Here is an 18,601-nt window from a genome sequence, read left to right on the forward strand (position 1 = left end):
TCTCTCTAGCCAGGAAACCATTGCCATGACCAAGCTTCACACTGCCCAGCGCCCAGTCCCGCACATCGACATGGGCGCGCAGCGTACCTCCACGCTGGGCAGCCGCTTGCGGCTCACGCCGCTCGCTTACGCCGTGACCACCATGCTGATGGCGGGCGCGTTTGCCGCGCCGGCGCGCGCGCAGCAGGCGTTCAGCGGCAGCTGGTTCGCGGCCAAGGGCGCGGCGCAGAATGCGGCCAGCACGTCGGGCCGCTTGCCGAATGGCCAGCCCTTGCCGCCGGGCAGCCGGCCCGAAGGCCAGCAACAGCAGGCCAACGCGCAATTACAGCGCTCGCTCAATAACCTGAACCTGGCCGCGCGCGCCATTGCCGCGCAGCAAGCGGCCCAGGCGCAGGCGCGCCAGGCGGCTGCGGGCGAGGCCAGCGCGCCGAACGGCCTGGTGCAGGGCGGCCTGCAGGTCGACACCAACAGCCTGACGGCCGGCTGGCGCAATGCCCAGGGTCCCGTGCAGACGGTCGCGAACGGCAAGACGGCCGTGGTGGTGCAGCAGACGGCGGACAAGGCCATCCTGAACTGGGAAACGTTTAACGTGGGCAAGGACACGACCTTGACGTTCCAGCAGCAGAAGGATTGGGCCGTGCTGAACCGGGTCAACGATCCGCAAGCCCGTCCCAGCCAGATCCAGGGCCAGATCAAGGCCGACGGCACGGTGCTGCTGGTCAACCGCAACGGCATCGTGTTTACCGGCACGAGCCAGGTCGACACGCGCAGCCTGGTGGCGGCCGCGGCCCGCATCGGCGACGCGCAATTCCAGAAGGACGGCATCTACAGCCCCGGCACGGCCGGCGCCACGACGTTTTCGGAGGCGGCCGGCAAGGTGCAGGTGCAGGCCGGCGCGCGCCTGGCCAGCAATGCGCCCAAGGGCAGCACGGAAGGCGGCGGTTACGTCATGCTGCTGGGGAAAGAAGTGCACAACGGGGGCGAAATCAGCACGCCCAAGGGCCAGGCCCTGCTGGCCGCCGGCGACAGTTTTACCATTAAAAAAGGCGTGGGCACGGACGGCAACCCGCTGTCGACCACGCGCGGCAGCGAAGTCACGCCCCAGTTCGCGGCCGGCAGCACGGCGGGCAAGGTGGTCAACACGGGCCTGATCCAGGCGCGCGAAGGCGACGTCACCCTGGCCGGGCGCGATGTGCGGCAGGACGGCGTGCTGCTGGCCACCACCACCACGGCCGCGCGCGGCACCGTCCACCTGAACGCGCTGGGCAGCGACGCGGCCGTCACCGTGGGCCGCGGCGCCACCACGGCCATCCTTGTCGAGGACGACGGCAAGACGACGGCGTTCGACAGCCAGCGCGACGCCATGCGCGGCCCGGCCGTCGGCACGGAAAACATTGCCGCCGTGAATGACCGCCGCGACCAGTCGCGCATCGAGATCGGCAGCGCCGGCACGGTGGAATTCATGGGCGATTCCTTGACCCTGGCCACGGGCGGCCAGATCGCCGTCAACGCCGCCAGCCGCAGCCTGCTGCGCGACGGCGCGCAGCTCGACGTCTCCGGCGCCGTCGGCGTGAAGGTGGCGATGGAAGCGAACAATGTCGAAATCAACGTGCAGGGCAACGAACAGCGCGACGCACCCGTCAACCGTGACGGCAAGGCCTTGATCAACAACAATATCTGGGTGGACCGCCGCAAGCTCGTGTTCGTACCGAAAGGCACGAACGGCTATGACAGCGACCGCTGGTACACGGATGGCGGCTTGCTGGAAGTGGCCGGCTACCTGGGCACGCAGGGGCACTCCGTCAGCGAATGGATGGCGCAGGGCGGCACGGTCAGCTTCGGCGGCAAGGACGTCGTCACGCAGGCCGGCTCCAGCATCAACCTGTCGGGCGGCACCCTGGACGTGCAGACGGGCAAGCTGCGCCAGACCTGGCTGACGGGCGCGGACGGCAAGCTGTATGAGGCAGGCAGCGCGCCCGCGGACTTGCCGTATGCGGGCGTGTACAAGGGCTACGAGGAAGAGCACGCGCGCTGGGGCAAGGATGCCAGCGCCTTTTACGCCAATCCATTGATCGCCGCGCAGCAGCGGCTGGAAAACGGCTACACGGTGGGCCGCGACGCGGGCAAGCTGGTGGTGGCCACGGGCTCGGCCGTGCTGGAAGGGGGCATCGCGGGCGACGTCTTCCAGGGCGAGCGCCAGGTCCAGGCGCCGCAGGCGCTGCTGGACGGCTACCAGCAGTCGCAGCTGGCGGCCGCGCAGCGGGGGCAGCTGATCGTGGGCCAGTATGTGCCGATGTTCGACAAGCGCACGGGCGTGCTGCAGCATGCGCTGTCGGCCGTCATGGACGAAGTGCGCCTGACGCGCGTGCAGGACGGCATCGCCGCCGGCCTCGACGTGGCAGGCGTGCTGGCGCCGGAACGCGAAGGCAGGCTGCTGCTCGACACCGCCTTGCTGAACAATCAGCAATTGGGCGCCCTGCGCCTCGCCGCGAAAGGCGCGATCACGGTCGACAGCGCGCTGCAGGTGGCCGATGGCGGCAATATCACCCTGTTCGGCAAGGACGTGGCCATCAATGCCAGCCTGCGCAGCCGTGGCGGCAGCATTGCGGCCGGCAACGTGCTGAACCAGATCGGTTCACTGGGCATGCTCGATACCTTCGTCAATCCGGGCGTGCCTCCGGGCACGCTGGTGCTGGCCGACGGCGTCACGCTCGATGCCAGCGGCTTGTTCAGCAATGTGCTGCGCGATCCGCTGGCCGCCGCCGGCCTGCCTTACGTGAACGGCGGCAGCGTTTCGCTGCGCACATATGGCGACGTGCGCATCGGCAATGGCAGCCTGGTTGACGCGAGTTCGGGCGGCGCCGTCCTGGCGCAGGCGAAACAGCAGGGCGGCAAGGGCGGCAACGTCACCCTGGCCAGCTATGGCGCGACGGCCGACCTGGTGCTGGGCGAAGGCGCGCAAGTGCGCGGCCATGGCGTGGCGGGCGGCGGCAAGCTGGAATTGCAGGCCAACAAGATCGCCATCGGCCACATTGAAACACCCGAGGCCGGCACCCTGCAGCTGGGCGGCGACTTCTTCGACAAGGGGTTTTCCAGCTACAGCCTGACGGGCATGCAGCGCCTGGCGGTGCTGGACGGCACGCAGGTGGACGTGCGCATGCCGGTATTGCGCGTGGTGGACAATGAAAAACTGGCCCTGTGGACGCCGGAACAGGTCACGGAAAATCCGCTGAAGGGCACCTTGACGCAGCGCAAGGGCGCCAGCCTGGCCCTGCAGGTGGGCGATATCCAGTCCGGCGCGGCCGACATGGCCATCGCCGAGTTGCTGGTGGGCAAGCATGCCGTGGTCAGCGTCGATGCGGGCCAGTCCATCAAGTTGTCCAGCGTGGGCCAGCTGACGGTGGACGGGCGCCTGAACGCGTGGGGCGGCAAGATCAGCCTGGGCGGCGTCGGCGTCAACGGGGCGGTGTCCGAGGCGGTGGAGGCGGCCGGCCATGGCCGCTCCATCTGGATCGGCGAGCATGCCGTGCTGGACGTGGCCGCGCGCGCCGTCAGTGCCACGGACGCGCAGGGCCGGCGCTACGGCAAGGTGGTCGATGGCGGCAGCATCGTCGTCGGCGGCGAGATCGACCATGCGCAGGGCAGCACCTCGGCGGCCAGCCTGTTTGTCGTCGTGCGCGACGGCGCCATGCTCGACGCGTCCGGCGCGCACGCCGTGCTCGACATCAATGGCGACGCCATCGACGTCGCCAGCGCGGGCGGCAGCATCGCGCTGGCATCGAACAATGGCTTGTACCTGGACGGCCAGCTGCTGGCCAGGGCGGGCGGCGCGGGCGCGGCGGGCGGCACCCTGGCCCTGGCCACGGGCACGCCCGAATACCTGAAAGTGCTGGCCACGCCGCAGGTGCTGCAGGGCCGCCAGCTGGCCATGACGCAGCGCCAGGGCGCCAGCGACCTGGCTTCGCACGCGAGCGCGCAGGACGCCGCGGCAACGCTGCAGTATGGCCACGGCCGTTTTTCCGTGGAGCAGGTGGAGGCGGGCGGTTTCGCCAACCTGGCGCTGCTGGGCGCCGCCAGCTTCGACGGCGACGTGGCGCTGCGGCTGCAGCAAAGCTTCCAGCTATACGGCGCGCCCGTGCTGACGCCCGGCAGCCAGCCCGGCGCGCGCATCAGCATCGCGGCGCCGTATGTGCGCCTGGCCAGCATCAAGCCGGTCGGCCGCGATTTCTATACGACGCCGGGCAGCGCGGGGGCGTCGCCGGTCGCCAGCCAGATCAGTATTGCGGGCGGCCTGATCGACGTGCGCGGCATGGTGAGCATCCTGGCCGACGACGTGCGCCTCACCAGCAGCGGCGACTTGCGTTTCCTGCTGTCGCCGCTGGGCTGGGACGGCAACCAGCCGTCGACGGTATTGTCCTCGCCCGGCGACATGACCCTCGTTGCGGCCCAGCTGTATCCGGCCACGGGCGCCGGCGCCGCCGTGCGCGTGGGCTATGGCGCCGTTGGCGGCAAGTTCGGCTACGATCCCGCGTACAGCCTGACCATCGGGCGCAGCACGGCGGACGTGCCGGCCATGCCGTCTTCCGCCTTCGGCTCGCTGGAGCTGGCGGCCGCGCATATCGAGCAGGGCGGCGTCGTGCGCGCGCCGCTGGGCCGCCTGGAGATCGGCGTGGCCCGCTATGACAATGACAAGAGCCTGACGGTCAATCTGCTGGCCAACAGCGTCACCTCCGTCAGCGGCGCCGGCATGGTCATGCCGTATGGCGGCACCGTCGACGGGCAGAACTGGAACGTGGATGGCAAGGCGGCCACCTTCATCGGCGTGGGCGGCGTCAATGCGCAAGGCGGCTTGCGCATCGGCGTGGAAATGGCGGGCGTGGCCGTGGATGTGCAGCCGGGCGCGCTGCTCGACCTGTCCGGCGGCGGCGAACTGACGGGCGCCGGCTTCATCGCCGGCCGCGGCGGCTCCACCGATGCGCGCTACCATCCGCTGTTGCAGGTGGGAGCGAACGGCGGCTTTGTGCTGCCGGGCCTGGCCACCAACCCCGTGTACGCCATCGTGCCGGGCGTGCAGGCGCCGCAAGCGCCTTCGGGCGGCGAAAAGGCGGCCTCCGACCCCGCCGTGGGCCGCCAGGTGACGATAGGCAGCGGCGTGCCGGGCCTGGCGGCCGGCACCTACACGCTGATGCCGTCCACCTATGCGTTGCTGCCGGGCGCCTTCCGCGTGGAACTGAACGGCCTGGCGGGCCAGGGCGGCGCCGGCAGCGTGGCGCAGCCGCTGCGCAACGGTTCCTGGGCCGCGCCCGGCACCCTGTCGATCGCGGGCACGGACATCCGCGCGCCGCTGGCCAGCCAGCTGATACTCACGCCGGCCAAGGTCTTGCGCACGTATTCGCAGTACAACGAAACGGGCTATGCCGCCTTCGCGCTGGCCGACGCGCAAACGCGGGGCATTCCCCGCGCGCTGCTGCCGTCCGATGCGAAAACGCTCAAGCTGACCATGGCGCCCGGCGGCGGGGCGGACACGCTCCAGTTCCGCGGCACGGGCAAGTTCGCCGCCGCCGAGGGGGGCTACGGCGGCACCGTGGTGCTGATGTCGAGCAGTCCTTCCGCTGGCGACATCGAGATCCTTGGCGACGGCGCGCCGGGCACCAGCGGCGCCGGGCAGGTCAGCGTGCGCGCTTCAAGCCTGAACAATATCGGCGCGGCGCGCATCGTGGTGGGCAGCTCGCCGATCACGGAATTTGGCCAGGGCGGCAATTATGTGAATTTTGGTAATAATTTTGCGCGCGCCATCTACCTGCGCGCGGGCGCCGTGCTGTCCGCTCCTGAAGTATTCCTGATCGCCCAGGACCCCAGCAATACCGAGCTGGGCATCGGCGTGATCGATATCGCCGCCGGCGCCGGCATCAGCACCTTGGGCAAGGGCAAGGCCGCCTACGACGCCAACGACGGCTTCATCTACAAGAGCAAGGCGGACATCCACATGCTGGCCGCGTCGAACGGCTTGCTCAACGTGGCGCCCGTGGGCGGCACGGCGAGCGGCGGCATCCGCATCGGCATGTGCGCAGCGGCGTGCACGGACACGGCCAGCCTGTACTCGGAAGGCACCCTGCTGCTGTCGACCAGCGGCAGCTTCCAGCTGCACGACACGGCCCGCTACGGCACGCGCAACCTGAGCCTGGCCGTGGGCGCCATCAACATCGGCTCGAACGAGGCGCTGGCGGCGGCCCAGGCCAGCGGCACGCGTCCCTCCGGCCTGACCCTGAACCAGGGCGTGCTGGACCGCCTGCTGCGCGGCGATACCGGCACGGGCGCGCCCGCCCTGCAGGCGCTGATGCTGAGCGCGGCCGACAGCGTCAATTTCTATGGCGACGTGGTGCTCGACACCTACGACAAGGCGAGCGGCAAATCCAACCTGGAACGCCTGGTGCTGACCACGCCTGCCATGTATGGCCAGGGCGGGGCCGGCACTGTGGCCACCATTCGCACGGCCAACCTGATCTGGGGCGGCGCCGTGTCGGCGGCCGGCAACGTGATCGCGCACGGCGCCGGCACGGGCAGCGGCACCCTGAACCTGGAAGCGGAACGCATCGATTTCGGCTTCGGCCCGTTCACCCAGCCGGCCGGCGTCGCCACGTTCGACCGCCTGGCGCTGGGCTTTGCCGACGTCAACCTGAAAGCGGGCAGCCAGGTCACGGCCAACCACAAGGGCAGCCTGTCCGTCTACCAGGCGCAGGGCGCATATGAGACGGGCAAGGGCTTCCAGTACAGCGGCGGCAACCTGCACATCAGCACGCCGCTGCTGACGGGCGACGCCGGTTCCGCGCACAGCTACACGGCGGGCGGCGCGCTGACGGTGGCGGCGCCGGCCGGCGTGGCGCCGGCCGCGCCCGTCAAGAACAACGATGGGCTCGGTGCTCAGCTGAGCTTGAACGGCGACAGCGTCAGCGTGGCCACGGCCGTGGTGCTGCCGAGCGGCAAGCTCACCATCAGCGCGCAGCACGACATCACCGTGGCCGACGCGGCGCGCATCGACCTGGCGGGCCGCAAGAGCACCTTCTTTGACGTGGATAAATACAGCTGGGGCGGCGACGTCATCCTGGACAGCCGCGCCGGCGACATCCGCCAGGGGGCGGGCAGCGTGATCGACCTGTCGGCCGAGCATAACCGCGCCGGCAGCCTGAAGGCCGTGGCCCTCGACGGCGGGGCCGGCATGGTGGACTTGCAGGGCAGGATACTGGGCGGCGCCAGCGGCAGCTACGACGCGGGCGGCACCGTGGTGCCCTACAAGCAGGGCAGCGTGGACGTGCGCGCGCAGACCCTGGGCGCGGGCGGCACCCTGGACAGCCAGTTCGCCTCGCTGAACCAGCGCCTGACGGACGGCGGCGTGACGGGCGCGCGCAGCTTCCAGCTGAAACAGGGCGATTTGACGATCGGCAATGAGGTCAAGGCGGGCGAGGTGCAGGTGGCCGTCGACAATGGCAGCCTCACCGTCGCTGGCGTGATCGATGCCAGCGGCGAGCGCGTGGGCAGCATCCGCCTGGCCGGCAAGCATGGCCTGACCGTGGCCGGCAACGCCGTGCTCGACGCGCATGGCACCGTCCTGCGCGTCGACAGCTATGGCAAGATCATCGACAGCCCGAACCGCGCCACGGTGGAACTGAATGCGGGCGAAGGCGCATTGAACCTGGCCGGCGGCGCGCAGATCGACGTGCGCCATGGCACGGCCGCCGTGGCCGGCAAGGGCAAGGGCGAGCACGACGGCGCCGCGCGCGGTACGGTGGAATTGAGCGCGCCGCGCCTGGGCAGCGGCGGTTCCCGCACGGATGCGGACGCCGCCACCTTTGGCGACATCGCCATCGCCGCCGGCGGCGGCTTGACCATCCGCGGCGCGAAATCCATCGCCGTCAACGCCATGCAGCGCTACGACGACGCGGCCTATGCCACAGTGCCGGGCGCCGATGGGCAGCCCGTGCCAGACCTGGGGGCCAGCGGCCGTCCCTATCAGGTGATCAACCAGGCGTATCTGGACAGCAAGCACGGCGACAGCACGGCCTTCATCGATGCGGCGCTGGCGAATACGGCCTTGCGCAACGGCAAGCTGGCCGGCCTGGCCACGGCCGCGTATGCCGATGCGCTGCACGTGCGTCCCGGCGTCGATATCGTCAGCAGGACGGCGGACGGCGACCTGGTGGTGCAGGGCGACCTGGATTTGTCGGGCATGCGCTACGCCAGCCTGAATCCGCGCTTCCAGCAGACGACCGTGCGCGGTTCGGGCGAGGTGGGCAGCCTGCTGCTGCGCGCCGGCGGCGATTTGAGCATCTACGGCAGCATCAATGACGGCTTCGCGCCGCCGCCTGCCACCCAGGACGACAGCGGCTGGAAACTGCTGCCGGGGCGCGACTTCAACGGCAGCGACGTCATCGTGCCGGGCAAGGGCGTGACCCTGGCCGACGGCACCATCTTCCCGGGCGGCGTCACGCTCAATTACGATGTGCCCGTCAATGCCTTCAATTTCCGCGCCAACACGCGCCTGCCCGTGGACGTGGTCCTGAACCAGGTGCTCACCTTGCCGGCCGGCACGGTGCTGGCGGCCGCCGTGCGCGACAGCACCGGCAAGGTCCTCCACGCGGCGGGCACCTTGCTGGCCACGGCGCAAACCTTGCCCTCCGGCACGCGCCTCGACGCGGGCAGCGTGATTGGGCAGCTGATCAAGGTGCGCGCCATGACCTGGCCGAAAGGCGTCGCCTTGCCCGGCTTGCTGGGCGAGCTCAACGTCGTCACCCTCAGCGGCAAGGTGGTGCTGCCCGTCGGCGCGCTGATCCCGAATGGCACGAACGTCAAGCTGCTGCCGGGCGTGGACGCCATCGAACTGCGCCCGGAAGTGGCGGGCCGCCAGGGCCGGTTGTGGGCCATCGCGCCCATGCTGGCCGATGGCTCGCAGGCGTGGGGCATGCGCCTGGTGGCCGGCGCCGACCTGGACGGGGCCGACACGCGCGCCGTGCAGGCGCATCCCGCGCACGGCACCCTGCGCCTGGCCGACAGCCATTACGGCATGTATGGCGTGTTGATACCGCCGAAGGGCGTGCAGTACTGGACCAAGGAAGCGCAGGAGCTGGGCGAGCGGGAAGGCATTCCCGGCATCGTGGCGGGCGAGCCCATCACCGAGGAATTCACCAGCCAGTTCGGCCAGACTGTCGAGGTATTTTGCGCCAACGACCCGAGCATGTGCGTGCTGAAGGTGGCATACGTGTGGACCAGGGCGGGCGCGGAAGAGTTCGCGGACCCCAGCGTGAAGGCGGGCGACGTGGTCGACCTCGACGGCCTGGGCTGGCCCACCATGTGCGAGGAGAACCCTACCTGGTGCGGCGCGTCGCAGCCCACGTTCGACTACAAGGCGTCCAGCCTGCGCTACAGCGTGCTGCGCACGGGCACGGGCGACCTGGACCTGGTCAGCGGCGGCGACTTGCGCATGGACAGCCTGTATGGCGTGTACACGGCCGGCACGTCGTCGGTGGCGACGGCGGCCGGCGACCCGTACAACCTGGCGCGCGCGCGGGGGCTGGACGGCACGGTGCTGTCCAACCCCGATGGCGCGCATGAGCGCCTCGTCGACGGCGGCAGCGACAGCCTCTACCGCGCCTGGTATCCGGACCAGGGCGGCAATCTGCTGCTGCAGGTGGCTGGCGACCTGAGCGGTTCGCTGGTGGGCGCGGCGGCGGCCAGCAACGGGCGTCCCGTCAACAAGGATGGTCTGGGCGGTTCGGTGGCGGTGGGCAACTGGCTGTGGCGCCAGGGCAGCGGTGGCGTGGCCACGGGCGGCCCGGCCCAGCCGACGGCGTGGTGGATCAATTTCGGCACCTATGCTGCCCGCAGCGGCCTGGCCGACACCGTGCTGGGCTTTACGGGCTTCGGCACCCTGGGCGGCGGCAATGTGCGCGCCGACGTGGCGGGCGACGCCGGCATGCTGGCGCGGCAGGTCGGCGCTATCTACGACAGCAACATCAATGTGCGCTCGCAAGGCTTGCTGCTGGCCGTAGCCAGCACCGGCCGCGTGCTGGCCGATGGCAGCCTGCAACTGACGGGCGGCGGCGACCTGGACCTGCGCGTGGGCGGCGCCCTCAATCCCGCCAGCATGCCCGGCGACGGACACTTGAATGGCGCGCTGGCCGACCTGCGCGGCCATGCCGACGTGGCGGCGGGCCAGCTGGGCACCGTTGCGCTGCAGTACGGCACCAGGGGGACCGACCACGTGCCGCTGGAAACGCGCGCCTTCGACGCCTTCCGCGCCACGCGCGCGACGCCACGGGGCGGCATGACCCTGGTGCCCGGCGACGCCACCTTCAGCGTGGCAACCCTGGGCGACCAGGTGCTGCAGGACGTGGCCGATCCCGGCCGCGTCCTGCAGCTCAATACCTCGTCCTATACCAGCGCGTCGGGCGAGCAGGGCGCCGGCTACAGCTGGTTCAGCCTGTGGACGCCGCGCACGGCGCTCGACCTGCTCTCCGCCGGCGGCAACATGACGCCGCTGACGGCGGGCATCGACACGGCCACCGACCTGGCCATCGTCTACCCGTCCATCGTGCGGGTCGCGGCACCGCATGGCAGCCTGTACTATGGCAAGTCCATCACGGACTGGGGCTCCGCATCGCTGTATGCCGCGCCTTTGCTGCTGGCGCCGTCGCCCAACGCCCAGCTGCAATGGCTGGCCGGCGACTCCATCTATGCGGGCGGCTATGCCATCAGCCAGTCCGGCGCTGCCGCCGACAGCATGGCGACGCCGTTCAAGCCCGCCTTCGCGGCGTGGAACCTCAGGCCTGGCAGCCTGACGCCCTTGGCCGGCAATGTCGCGAGCACGGGCGTGCCATCGTCGACAGTAAACTATCCCCTGTTCGCCTTCGGCCCCGATTCCGCCGCCGGCCCGGCCAACAGCGGCACGCAGGCGGCGCGCATCTATGCCGTCACGGGCGACCTGGTGGGCGTGAACAGCGGCCGCATGGTCGCGTTTTACGATGCCCCGCGGGCGGGCGTCACTTGGTACGAGGGGGCGCAGCCGGTGTGGATGAAGGCGGGCCGCGATATCGTCAGCAGCGGCACGGCCCAGCTGGAAGCCGTGGGTGCCAGGGGCGACGGCGACATGATGTTCCGCAATTACAGCAACCTGTTCGTGCACAATAATGCATTTGACGTATCGGTGGTGTCGGCCGGGCGCGACATCCTGAACAGTTCCTTCAACGTGGCCGGTCCCGGCACGCTGGACATCAGCGCCGGGCGCAACATTTTGATGCAGGACAAGGGCAGCGTCGTCAGCCTCGGTCCCGTGGTGGCGGGCGACAAGCGTCCGGGCGCCGGCATCGCCATGCAGGCGGGCGTGGGCGCGGCCGGACTCGACTACCTGCGCTTCGTCAAGCCGTATCTCGACCCGGCGAACGTGGCGCAGGCGGGCGTGCCGCTGGCGGACCAGGCCGGCAAGGTAGTGAAAGCCTACGACGCCGAACTGGCGGCGTGGCTGGGCGAACGCCATGGCTTCAAGGGCACGGCGGCCGAAGCGCTGGCCTTTTATCTCGCCTTGCCCGAGCCGCAGCAGCGGGTGTTCGCCCGCAATGTGTATTTCGCCGAACTCAAGGCGGGCGGGCGCGAGTACAACGACTGGGACAGCTCGCGCTATGGCAGCTTCCTGCGCAGCCGCAACGCCATCGCGGCCCTGGCGCCGGCCACGGACGCCAACGGCAAGGCGCTTGCCTATGCGGGCGACATCGTCATGTACCGCGGCCTGTACGCGGTGCGCAATGACGGCGAGCAGCGCTGGGATTACTACCCCCGCAACGGCTACGTGCATACCAACTTCGGCGGCGACATCCAGCTGCTGACGCCGGGCGGCAAGCAGGTGTTCGGCATCGAAGGCGAGGCGCCGCCGGCGACGTCGGGCGTCATCACCAAGGGCGGCGGGAATATCGAGCTGTTCTCGCACGGCAGCATCCTGCTGGGCCAGAGCCGCATCATGACGACGTTTGGCGGCGATATCCTGGGCTGGTCGTCGGAAGGCGACATCAACGCGGGGCGCGGTTCGAAATCGACCATCGTCTACACGCCGCCCAAGCGCGTGTATGACAACTGGGGCAACGTGACCCTGTCGTCGGACGTGCCGAGCACGGGCGCCGGCATCGCCACCCTGGCGCCGATCGCGGAAGTGCCGGCCGGCGACGTCGACTTGCTGGCGCCGCTGGGCACCATTGACGCGGGCGAGGCGGGCATCCGCGTCTCGGGCAACGTCAACCTGGCCGCGCTGAAGGTGATGAATGCGGCCAACATCCAGGTCAAGGGCGAGGCCAAGGGCATGCCGACGGTGGCCGCCGTCAACGTGGCGGCCCTGAGCAACGCCAGCGCGGCGGCGGCCCAGGCCACGGCGGCAGCGCAGGACGTGGTGCAGCGCGAGCGCGCCGCCACCCGTTCCGCGCAGCCATCCGTGTTCACGGTGCGCGTGCTGGGTTTTGGCAACGAGGCGCCGCCGGACAGCGCGCAAGCGGCCCCGCAGGACGGCGCGCGCAGCGAGGCGGCCGACTACAACCCGCGCAGCGCCGTGCGCGTGCTGGGACTGGGGACGTTGCCGGAATCGGCCACGCGCCAGCTGACGGCGCAAGAGCGCAGCAGGTTGTCGCCATGATGGCCGGCATGGCGGGCGCATCGGGCGCGGCCGGGGCGATGCGGCATGCTGGCATGGCCTGGTACCGGCCCGCCATCCGGCCGCGCCTGCAGGCGGCCAACGACGTGGGGCTGGCGCCGGCGCAGGGCAGCCAGTTGCAGGCGGTGCTGGCAGATCATTACGCGGTGCTGCACCGGCGCCTGACGCGCCACCTGGGCTGCGCCGAACTGGCCAGCGACAGCCTGCACGATGCTTGGCTGCGCCTGGGCGGCCTGGCGGGGGACGGTGGCGCGCCGCTGGCCCGCAGTCCCGTCGCCTACGTGTTCCGCGTGGCATGCAACGCGGCCACGGACAGCCTGCGCCGCAACCGCGCCTGGCTGTACGCGGACGAGGGCGACGGCGCCGCCGGCTTGATCGATTTCCTGGCCGATACGGCGGCGGGGCCGGAACGCCTGGCCGAGCTGCAGGCGGACGTGCGCCGGCTGGCGCAGGCCGTCGAACTGCTGCCGCGTCGCCACCGGCAAGTGCTCGAAGCGCTGCGCGTGGACGAGCTGACCCGCCAGGAAGTGGCGCAGCGGCATGACATGTCGCTGCGCAACGTCGATACGGCCCTGCGCCAGGCGCTCGACCATTGCGCCCGCCACACGGGCCATGCGGCGCAGGGCGGCGTCGCCACGGCGCGCCGCAGCCTGCGCTTGCGCCAGGGATAGGCGCCACCGCGGTTTACGTTCGTTCGCGTACAGACGCGCAAGCATTCTGCGGGTAGACTGGAACTTCGGGCCTGCATGCGCCCACCCAGCCACCAGCCAGGAGGAAGCGCAAGATGAACGAATTGAATCAGGTGAATACGGGCAGGCGTGGCCTGCTGATCGCCGGCGCCTTGTCGGCCACTGCCGTGGCCGTGCCCGGCGTGGCGGGGGCGGCCGAGGCAGCCAGGACGGCCGCCGAGCCCAGCGCTGCGCCGCCGCCCGTGCTGATGAAGGTCGGCCTGGACATCAACGGCCAGCGCCACAGCCTGGAACTCGACACGCGCACCAGCCTGCTCGACGTCCTGCGCGAACATGTGCACCTGACGGGCACAAAAAAGGGCTGCGACCACGGCCAGTGCGGCGCCTGCACCGTCATGCTGGACGGCCAGCGCATCAATGCCTGCCTGACCCTGGCCGTGATGCATGACGGCGCCAAAGTCACCACCATCGAGGGGCTGGGCACGCCGGACAAGCTGCACCCCATGCAAGCGGCCTTCATCGCGCATGACGGCTATCAATGCGGCTACTGTACCCCGGGGCAGATCTGTTCCGCCGTGGCCGCGCTGGCCGAGATACGCCAGGGTATTCCCAGCCATGTCAGCGCGGACTTGAACGCGCGCCCGCAGGCGACGCCGGAAGAATTGCGCGAGCGCATGAGCGGCAATATCTGCCGCTGCGGCGCCTATTCCAACATCATCGAAGCCATTGCCGAGGTGGCGGGGAGGCCGGCATGAGAGTCTTCAGCTACCAGAAGGCGGCCACGCCCGCCGAAGCGGCGGCCGCCGCCGTGCGCACGCCGGGCGCCAAATTCATCGCCGGCGGCACGAATCTGCTCGACCTGATGAAACTGGAAATCGAGACGCCCGCGCATTTGATCGACGTCAATGGCCTGGCGCTGGACAAGGTGGAAGCGACCAAGGACGGCGGCTTGCGCATCGGCGCGCTGGTGCGCAACACGGCGCTGGCCGCCCATGCCACCGTGCGGCGCGATTACGGCGTGCTGTCGCGCGCCTTGCTGGCCGGCGCCTCGGCGCAACTGCGCAACAAGGCGACGACGGCGGGCAACCTGCTGCAGCGCACGCGCTGCGCGTATTTCTATGACACCAACCAGGCCTGCAACAAGCGCGTGCCGGGCAGCGGCTGTTCCGCCATCGGCGGTTTCAGCCGGCCGCTGGCCATCCTGGGCGGCAGCGAGGCGTGCATCGCCACGCACCCCAGCGACATGGCCGTGGCCATGCGCCTGCTCGACGCCAGCATCGACACGGTGCGCCCCGACGGCGCCGCGCGCAGCATCCCCATCGCCGACTTTTACCGCTTGCCGGGCAACACGCCGCACGTGGAAACCGCGCTGCAGCCCGGCGAATTGATCACCAGCGTCGTCTTGCCGCCGCCGCTGGGCGGCACGCACCTCTACCGCAAGGTGCGCGACCGCGCCTCGTACGCGTTCGCGCTGGTGTCCGTGGCGGCCGTGATCTTGCCGAACGGCACGGGCCGGCTGGCCCTGGGCGGCGTGGCGCCGCAGCCGTGGCGCGTGGCCGCGGCGGAACAGGCCCTGCCCGACGGCGCCGCCGCCGTGGCCCAGCCCCTGCTGGCCGGAGCCAGGCCGACTGAGGACAACGCCTTCAAGGTCACGCTGGCGCAGCGCACGGTGGCATCCGTGCTGAAGGAAGCACACGCAGCACAAGCGAAGAAAGGCTGAGGCCATGAAATTTTCCACACCCGCGACCACCAATCCCATCGACCAGCTGAAGGTCGTGGGCCGCCCCACGGACCGCATCGACGGCCCATTGAAAACCACGGGCACGGCGCCGTACGCCTATGAACAGCATGCCGCCGCGCCGAACGCCGCGTATGGCTACGTGGTGGGCGCGGCCATTGCCAAGGGACGCATCGCTTCCATCGACAGCGGCGCGGCGCGCCGGGCGCCTGGCGTGCTGGCCGTCGTCACGGCCGAATCGGCGGGCAAGCTGGGCAAGGGCAAGATGAACACGGCGCATCTGCTGGCCGGACCGGACATCGAACATTACCACCAGGCCATCGCCCTGGTGGTGGCGGAAACGTTCGAGCAAGCCCGCTCGGCCGCCCAGCTGCTCGACGTAAAGTACGCGGAGCAGCCGGGCGCCTTCGACCTGGCCAAGGCGAAAGGCGGCGCCACCAAGCCGAAAGACGACCAGCCCGACAGCAAGACGGGCGACTTTGCCGGCGCCTATGCCAACGCGCCCGTGCGCCTGGACGCCACCTACACAACGCCGGACCAGTCGCATGCCATGATGGAACCGCACGCCTCGATTGCCAGCTGGAATGGCGATGCGGTGACGGTATGGACGGCGAACCAGATGGTGGACTGGGGCCGTGGCGACCTGGCCCGCACCCTGGGCGTGCCGAAGGACAAGGTGCGCATCGTCTCGCCGTATATCGGCGGCGGCTTCGGCGGCAAGCTGTTCGTGCGCGCGGAAGCCTTGCTGGCGGCCCTGGGCGCGCGCGCGGCGCAGCGGCCCGTGAAGGTGGCCCTGACGCGGCCCCTGATGTTCAACAACACGACGCACCGGCCCGCCACCATCCAGCGCCTGCGCATCGGCGCCACGCGCGACGGCAAGATCACGGCCATCGGCCATGAGTCATGGTCGGGAGATTTGAAAGGCGGCAAGCCGGAAACGGCCGTGATGCAGACGCGCCTGCTGTACGCGGGCGCCAACCGCATGACGGCCATGCGCCTGGCCGTGCTGGACTTGCCGGAAGGCAACGCCATGCGCGCGCCGGGCGAGGCGCCGGGCCTGATGGCGCTGGAAATCGCCATGGACGAAATGGCGGACAAGCTGAAGATGGACCCCATCGTCTTTCGCATTCTCAACGATACGAAAGTGGATCCGGAAAAGCCCAGCCGTCCGTTTTCCCAGCGCCGCCTGATCGACTGCCTGCGCACGGGCGCCGTGGAATTCGGCTGGAAGGACCGGTCCAGCCAGCCCGGCATGCGGCGCGACGGGCGCTGGCTGGTGGGCATGGGCGTGGCGGCCGCCTTCCGCAACAACCTGGTCATGAAATCCGCAGCCAGGGTGCGCCTGGATGGCAACGGCATCATTACCGTGGAAACGGACATGACGGACATCGGCACGGGCAGCTACACCATCATTGCCCAGACGGCGGCGGAAATGCTGGGCGTGCCACTGAACAAGGTGGTCGTGCGCCTGGGCGACTCGGACTTTCCCGTCTCGGCCGGCTCGGGCGGGCAGTGGGGCGGCAACAGTGCCACGGCGGGCGTGTATGCGGCCTGCGTGCGCCTGCGCCAGGTCATCGCCGGCAAGCTCGATTTCGACGAGAAAGAGGCGCGCTTTTCCGACGGGCAGGTGAGCCAGGGCGAACGCAGCGTGCCGCTGGCGGCGGCCGCCTTCCATGGCGATATCGTCGCGGAAGACCACATGGAATACGGCGACCTCGACAAGAAATTCCAGCAATCCACGTTTGGCGCGCATTTCGTGGAAGTGGGCGTGGACGGCGACACGGGCGAAGTGCGCGTGCGCCGCATGCTGGCCGTCTGCGCGGCCGGCCGCATCCTGAACCCGAAAGCGGCCCGCAGCCAGGTGATCGGCGCCATGACCATGGGCGTGGGCGCGGCCCTGATGGAAGAACTGGTGATCGACCAGCGCCGCGGCTACTTCGTCAACCACGACCTGGCCGGCTACGAAGTGCCCGTGCACGCCGACATCCCGCACCAGGACGTCATTTTCCTCGACGAAACGGACCCCATGTCCTCGCCCATGAAAGCCAAGGGCGTGGGCGAACTGGGCATCTGCGGCGTGGCGGCCGCCATCGCGAATGCCGTGTATAACGCGACGGGGGTGCGGGTGCGCGAATATCCTGTGACGCTGGACAAGCTGCTGGCGACATTGCCGGACTCCCCCCGGCTTGCCTGAGCGGGGCCGGCTATTCGGATGTTGTGCCTGCACTGCTATATTGTCGAAACAGTCAACGATCATATGGGAGTGGCATGCAGCGCAAACTGCTGCTGGTAGGTCTTTTTACCTTGAATATGGCCGCCCAGGCCTCGTCCCTGCCCGATTATCCCTTCATTTTCCAGACAGGGACGGCCCAGGTGGAAGTGCCGCCGGACATGGCCGTCATGGAAATCACCGTTGCCAGCCGGGGCGCCGATGCGGCAAAAACCTTGGGCGTGGTTAATGCTGGTACCGCCGAGGTCTTCCAGTTGCTGGGCAAGGTGAAAATTGCGCAAGCGGATATCCAAGCCTCCGAAATCATGCGCACGCTCGATTATTCTGGCAGCGAAAAACGCGATTCGCCGCCCATGTATGTCATCAACCGCAACCTGCGCGTATGGGGCCGGGATTTGGCGGCATGGACGCCGCTGGTGTCGGAGCTGGCCGGCATGAAAAACATCACCCGGATGGATACGGAATTCAAGACCAGCGCGCACGACGCGCTGGTCGCCGAACTGGACCTGAAGGCTGCCAGGGATGCGGAAACGAAGGCGGCGCGCATTGCCAAATCGTTCAACCGGAAGATCGTCTCCGTCATGGCCATATCGGAAGCGTCGTTCCAGTCGCTGGGGCGCACGCTGATGCGTGCCGGCAATGAAGGTTTCGCGCCGCCGCCCTTTATTCCTCCCACGGAGCCTTTGTCGGCCGTCCGCGCGCCGGGCAGCATCGCACTGGAGAAGAGCGTGAATGTCTAGTTCAAGTTGGAATAAGTGCAGCTGGCGGCGTGGCATGTCACCGCGCGCCCGCATTAGCTAAACAAGCGCTTTCCAGGCGATAACTTCCGCGTCCGTGAGGGGCGGCCCCCAGCCTGCGCGCAGTGACGCATCGTATTGCCCATATTGCTCCAGCTCCGGCACGGCCACGCCGTGTTGCCCGCAGATGCGCAAGACCGCTTCCAGCTGCCGCCTGCTTGCCGGCAGATCGTCGCCATACCAGATCGATGCGCTCGTTTCCAGCACGTGTTGCACCAGTTGCATCAGGGTGTCGCGCAGATGCGCGGGGACGGCCTGGCATGCGTCGTCCGGCCATGGGTCGCCCAGGCCCGTAATGGGCAGGAAGGCGAAGCCTTGCTGCCAGGCGGCAAAATCGCCGGGCCCGAGCTGCGCCACCTTCCAGACGTGTTCGGTGAATGCGGACAGGGCCGGATGGCCGATGCCATGGCGCCGGCAAAAACGCTGCATGCAGCTAGCGGCAATGCACTGGCGTGCAATCAC

General features: G+C 69.3%; 7 protein-coding genes. 6 read left to right on the plus strand and 1 reads right to left on the minus strand.

Annotated elements, in window-relative coordinates:
- The first annotated feature begins 25 nt into the window (after nt 1-25).
- The 6 genes from ACZ92H_RS16175 (at nt 26) to ACZ92H_RS16200 (ending at nt 18,082) form a co-directional block, all read left to right on the plus strand.
- Nucleotides 26-12,667 (plus strand): filamentous hemagglutinin family protein, encoded by a 12,642-nt coding sequence (locus tag ACZ92H_RS16175; protein WP_465050170.1) that lies wholly within the window; start codon nt 26-28, stop codon nt 12,665-12,667.
- On the plus strand, nt 12,664-13,356 hold the full coding sequence (locus tag ACZ92H_RS16180) for an RNA polymerase sigma factor (RefSeq protein WP_465050169.1): 693 nt from the start codon (nt 12,664-12,666) through the stop codon (nt 13,354-13,356). Before ACZ92H_RS16175 ends, ACZ92H_RS16180 begins: the two co-directional genes overlap by 4 nt.
- A gap of 113 nt (nt 13,357-13,469) precedes the next feature.
- A complete protein-coding gene (paoA, locus tag ACZ92H_RS16185) occupies nt 13,470-14,129 on the plus strand; it encodes an aldehyde dehydrogenase iron-sulfur subunit PaoA (protein WP_465050168.1) in 660 nt (219 codons plus the stop codon).
- Nucleotides 14,126-15,094 (plus strand): FAD binding domain-containing protein, encoded by a 969-nt coding sequence (locus tag ACZ92H_RS16190; protein ID WP_465050167.1) that lies wholly within the window; start codon nt 14,126-14,128, stop codon nt 15,092-15,094. The genes paoA and ACZ92H_RS16190 overlap by 4 nt, the downstream gene beginning before the upstream one ends.
- A gap of 4 nt (nt 15,095-15,098) precedes the next feature.
- On the plus strand, nt 15,099-17,306 hold the full coding sequence (paoC, locus tag ACZ92H_RS16195) for an aldehyde oxidoreductase molybdenum-binding subunit PaoC (protein ID WP_465050166.1): 2,208 nt from the start codon (nt 15,099-15,101) through the stop codon (nt 17,304-17,306).
- A 74-nt stretch (nt 17,307-17,380) separates the two neighbouring features.
- Nucleotides 17,381-18,082: an SIMPL domain-containing protein gene (locus ACZ92H_RS16200; RefSeq protein WP_465050165.1), complete on the plus strand. Its 702-nt coding sequence runs from the start codon at nt 17,381-17,383 to the stop codon at nt 18,080-18,082.
- Nucleotides 18,083-18,139: 57 nt separating this feature from the next.
- Here the strand turns inward: ACZ92H_RS16200 and ACZ92H_RS16205 are convergent, their stop codons facing one another.
- Nucleotides 18,140-18,568, minus strand: coding sequence for a hypothetical protein (locus tag ACZ92H_RS16205; RefSeq protein WP_465050164.1), 429 nt, complete (start codon nt 18,566-18,568; stop codon nt 18,140-18,142).
- Between the last annotated feature and the right edge of the window lie 33 nt (nt 18,569-18,601).

This window comes from Janthinobacterium foliorum, assembly GCF_978021625.1.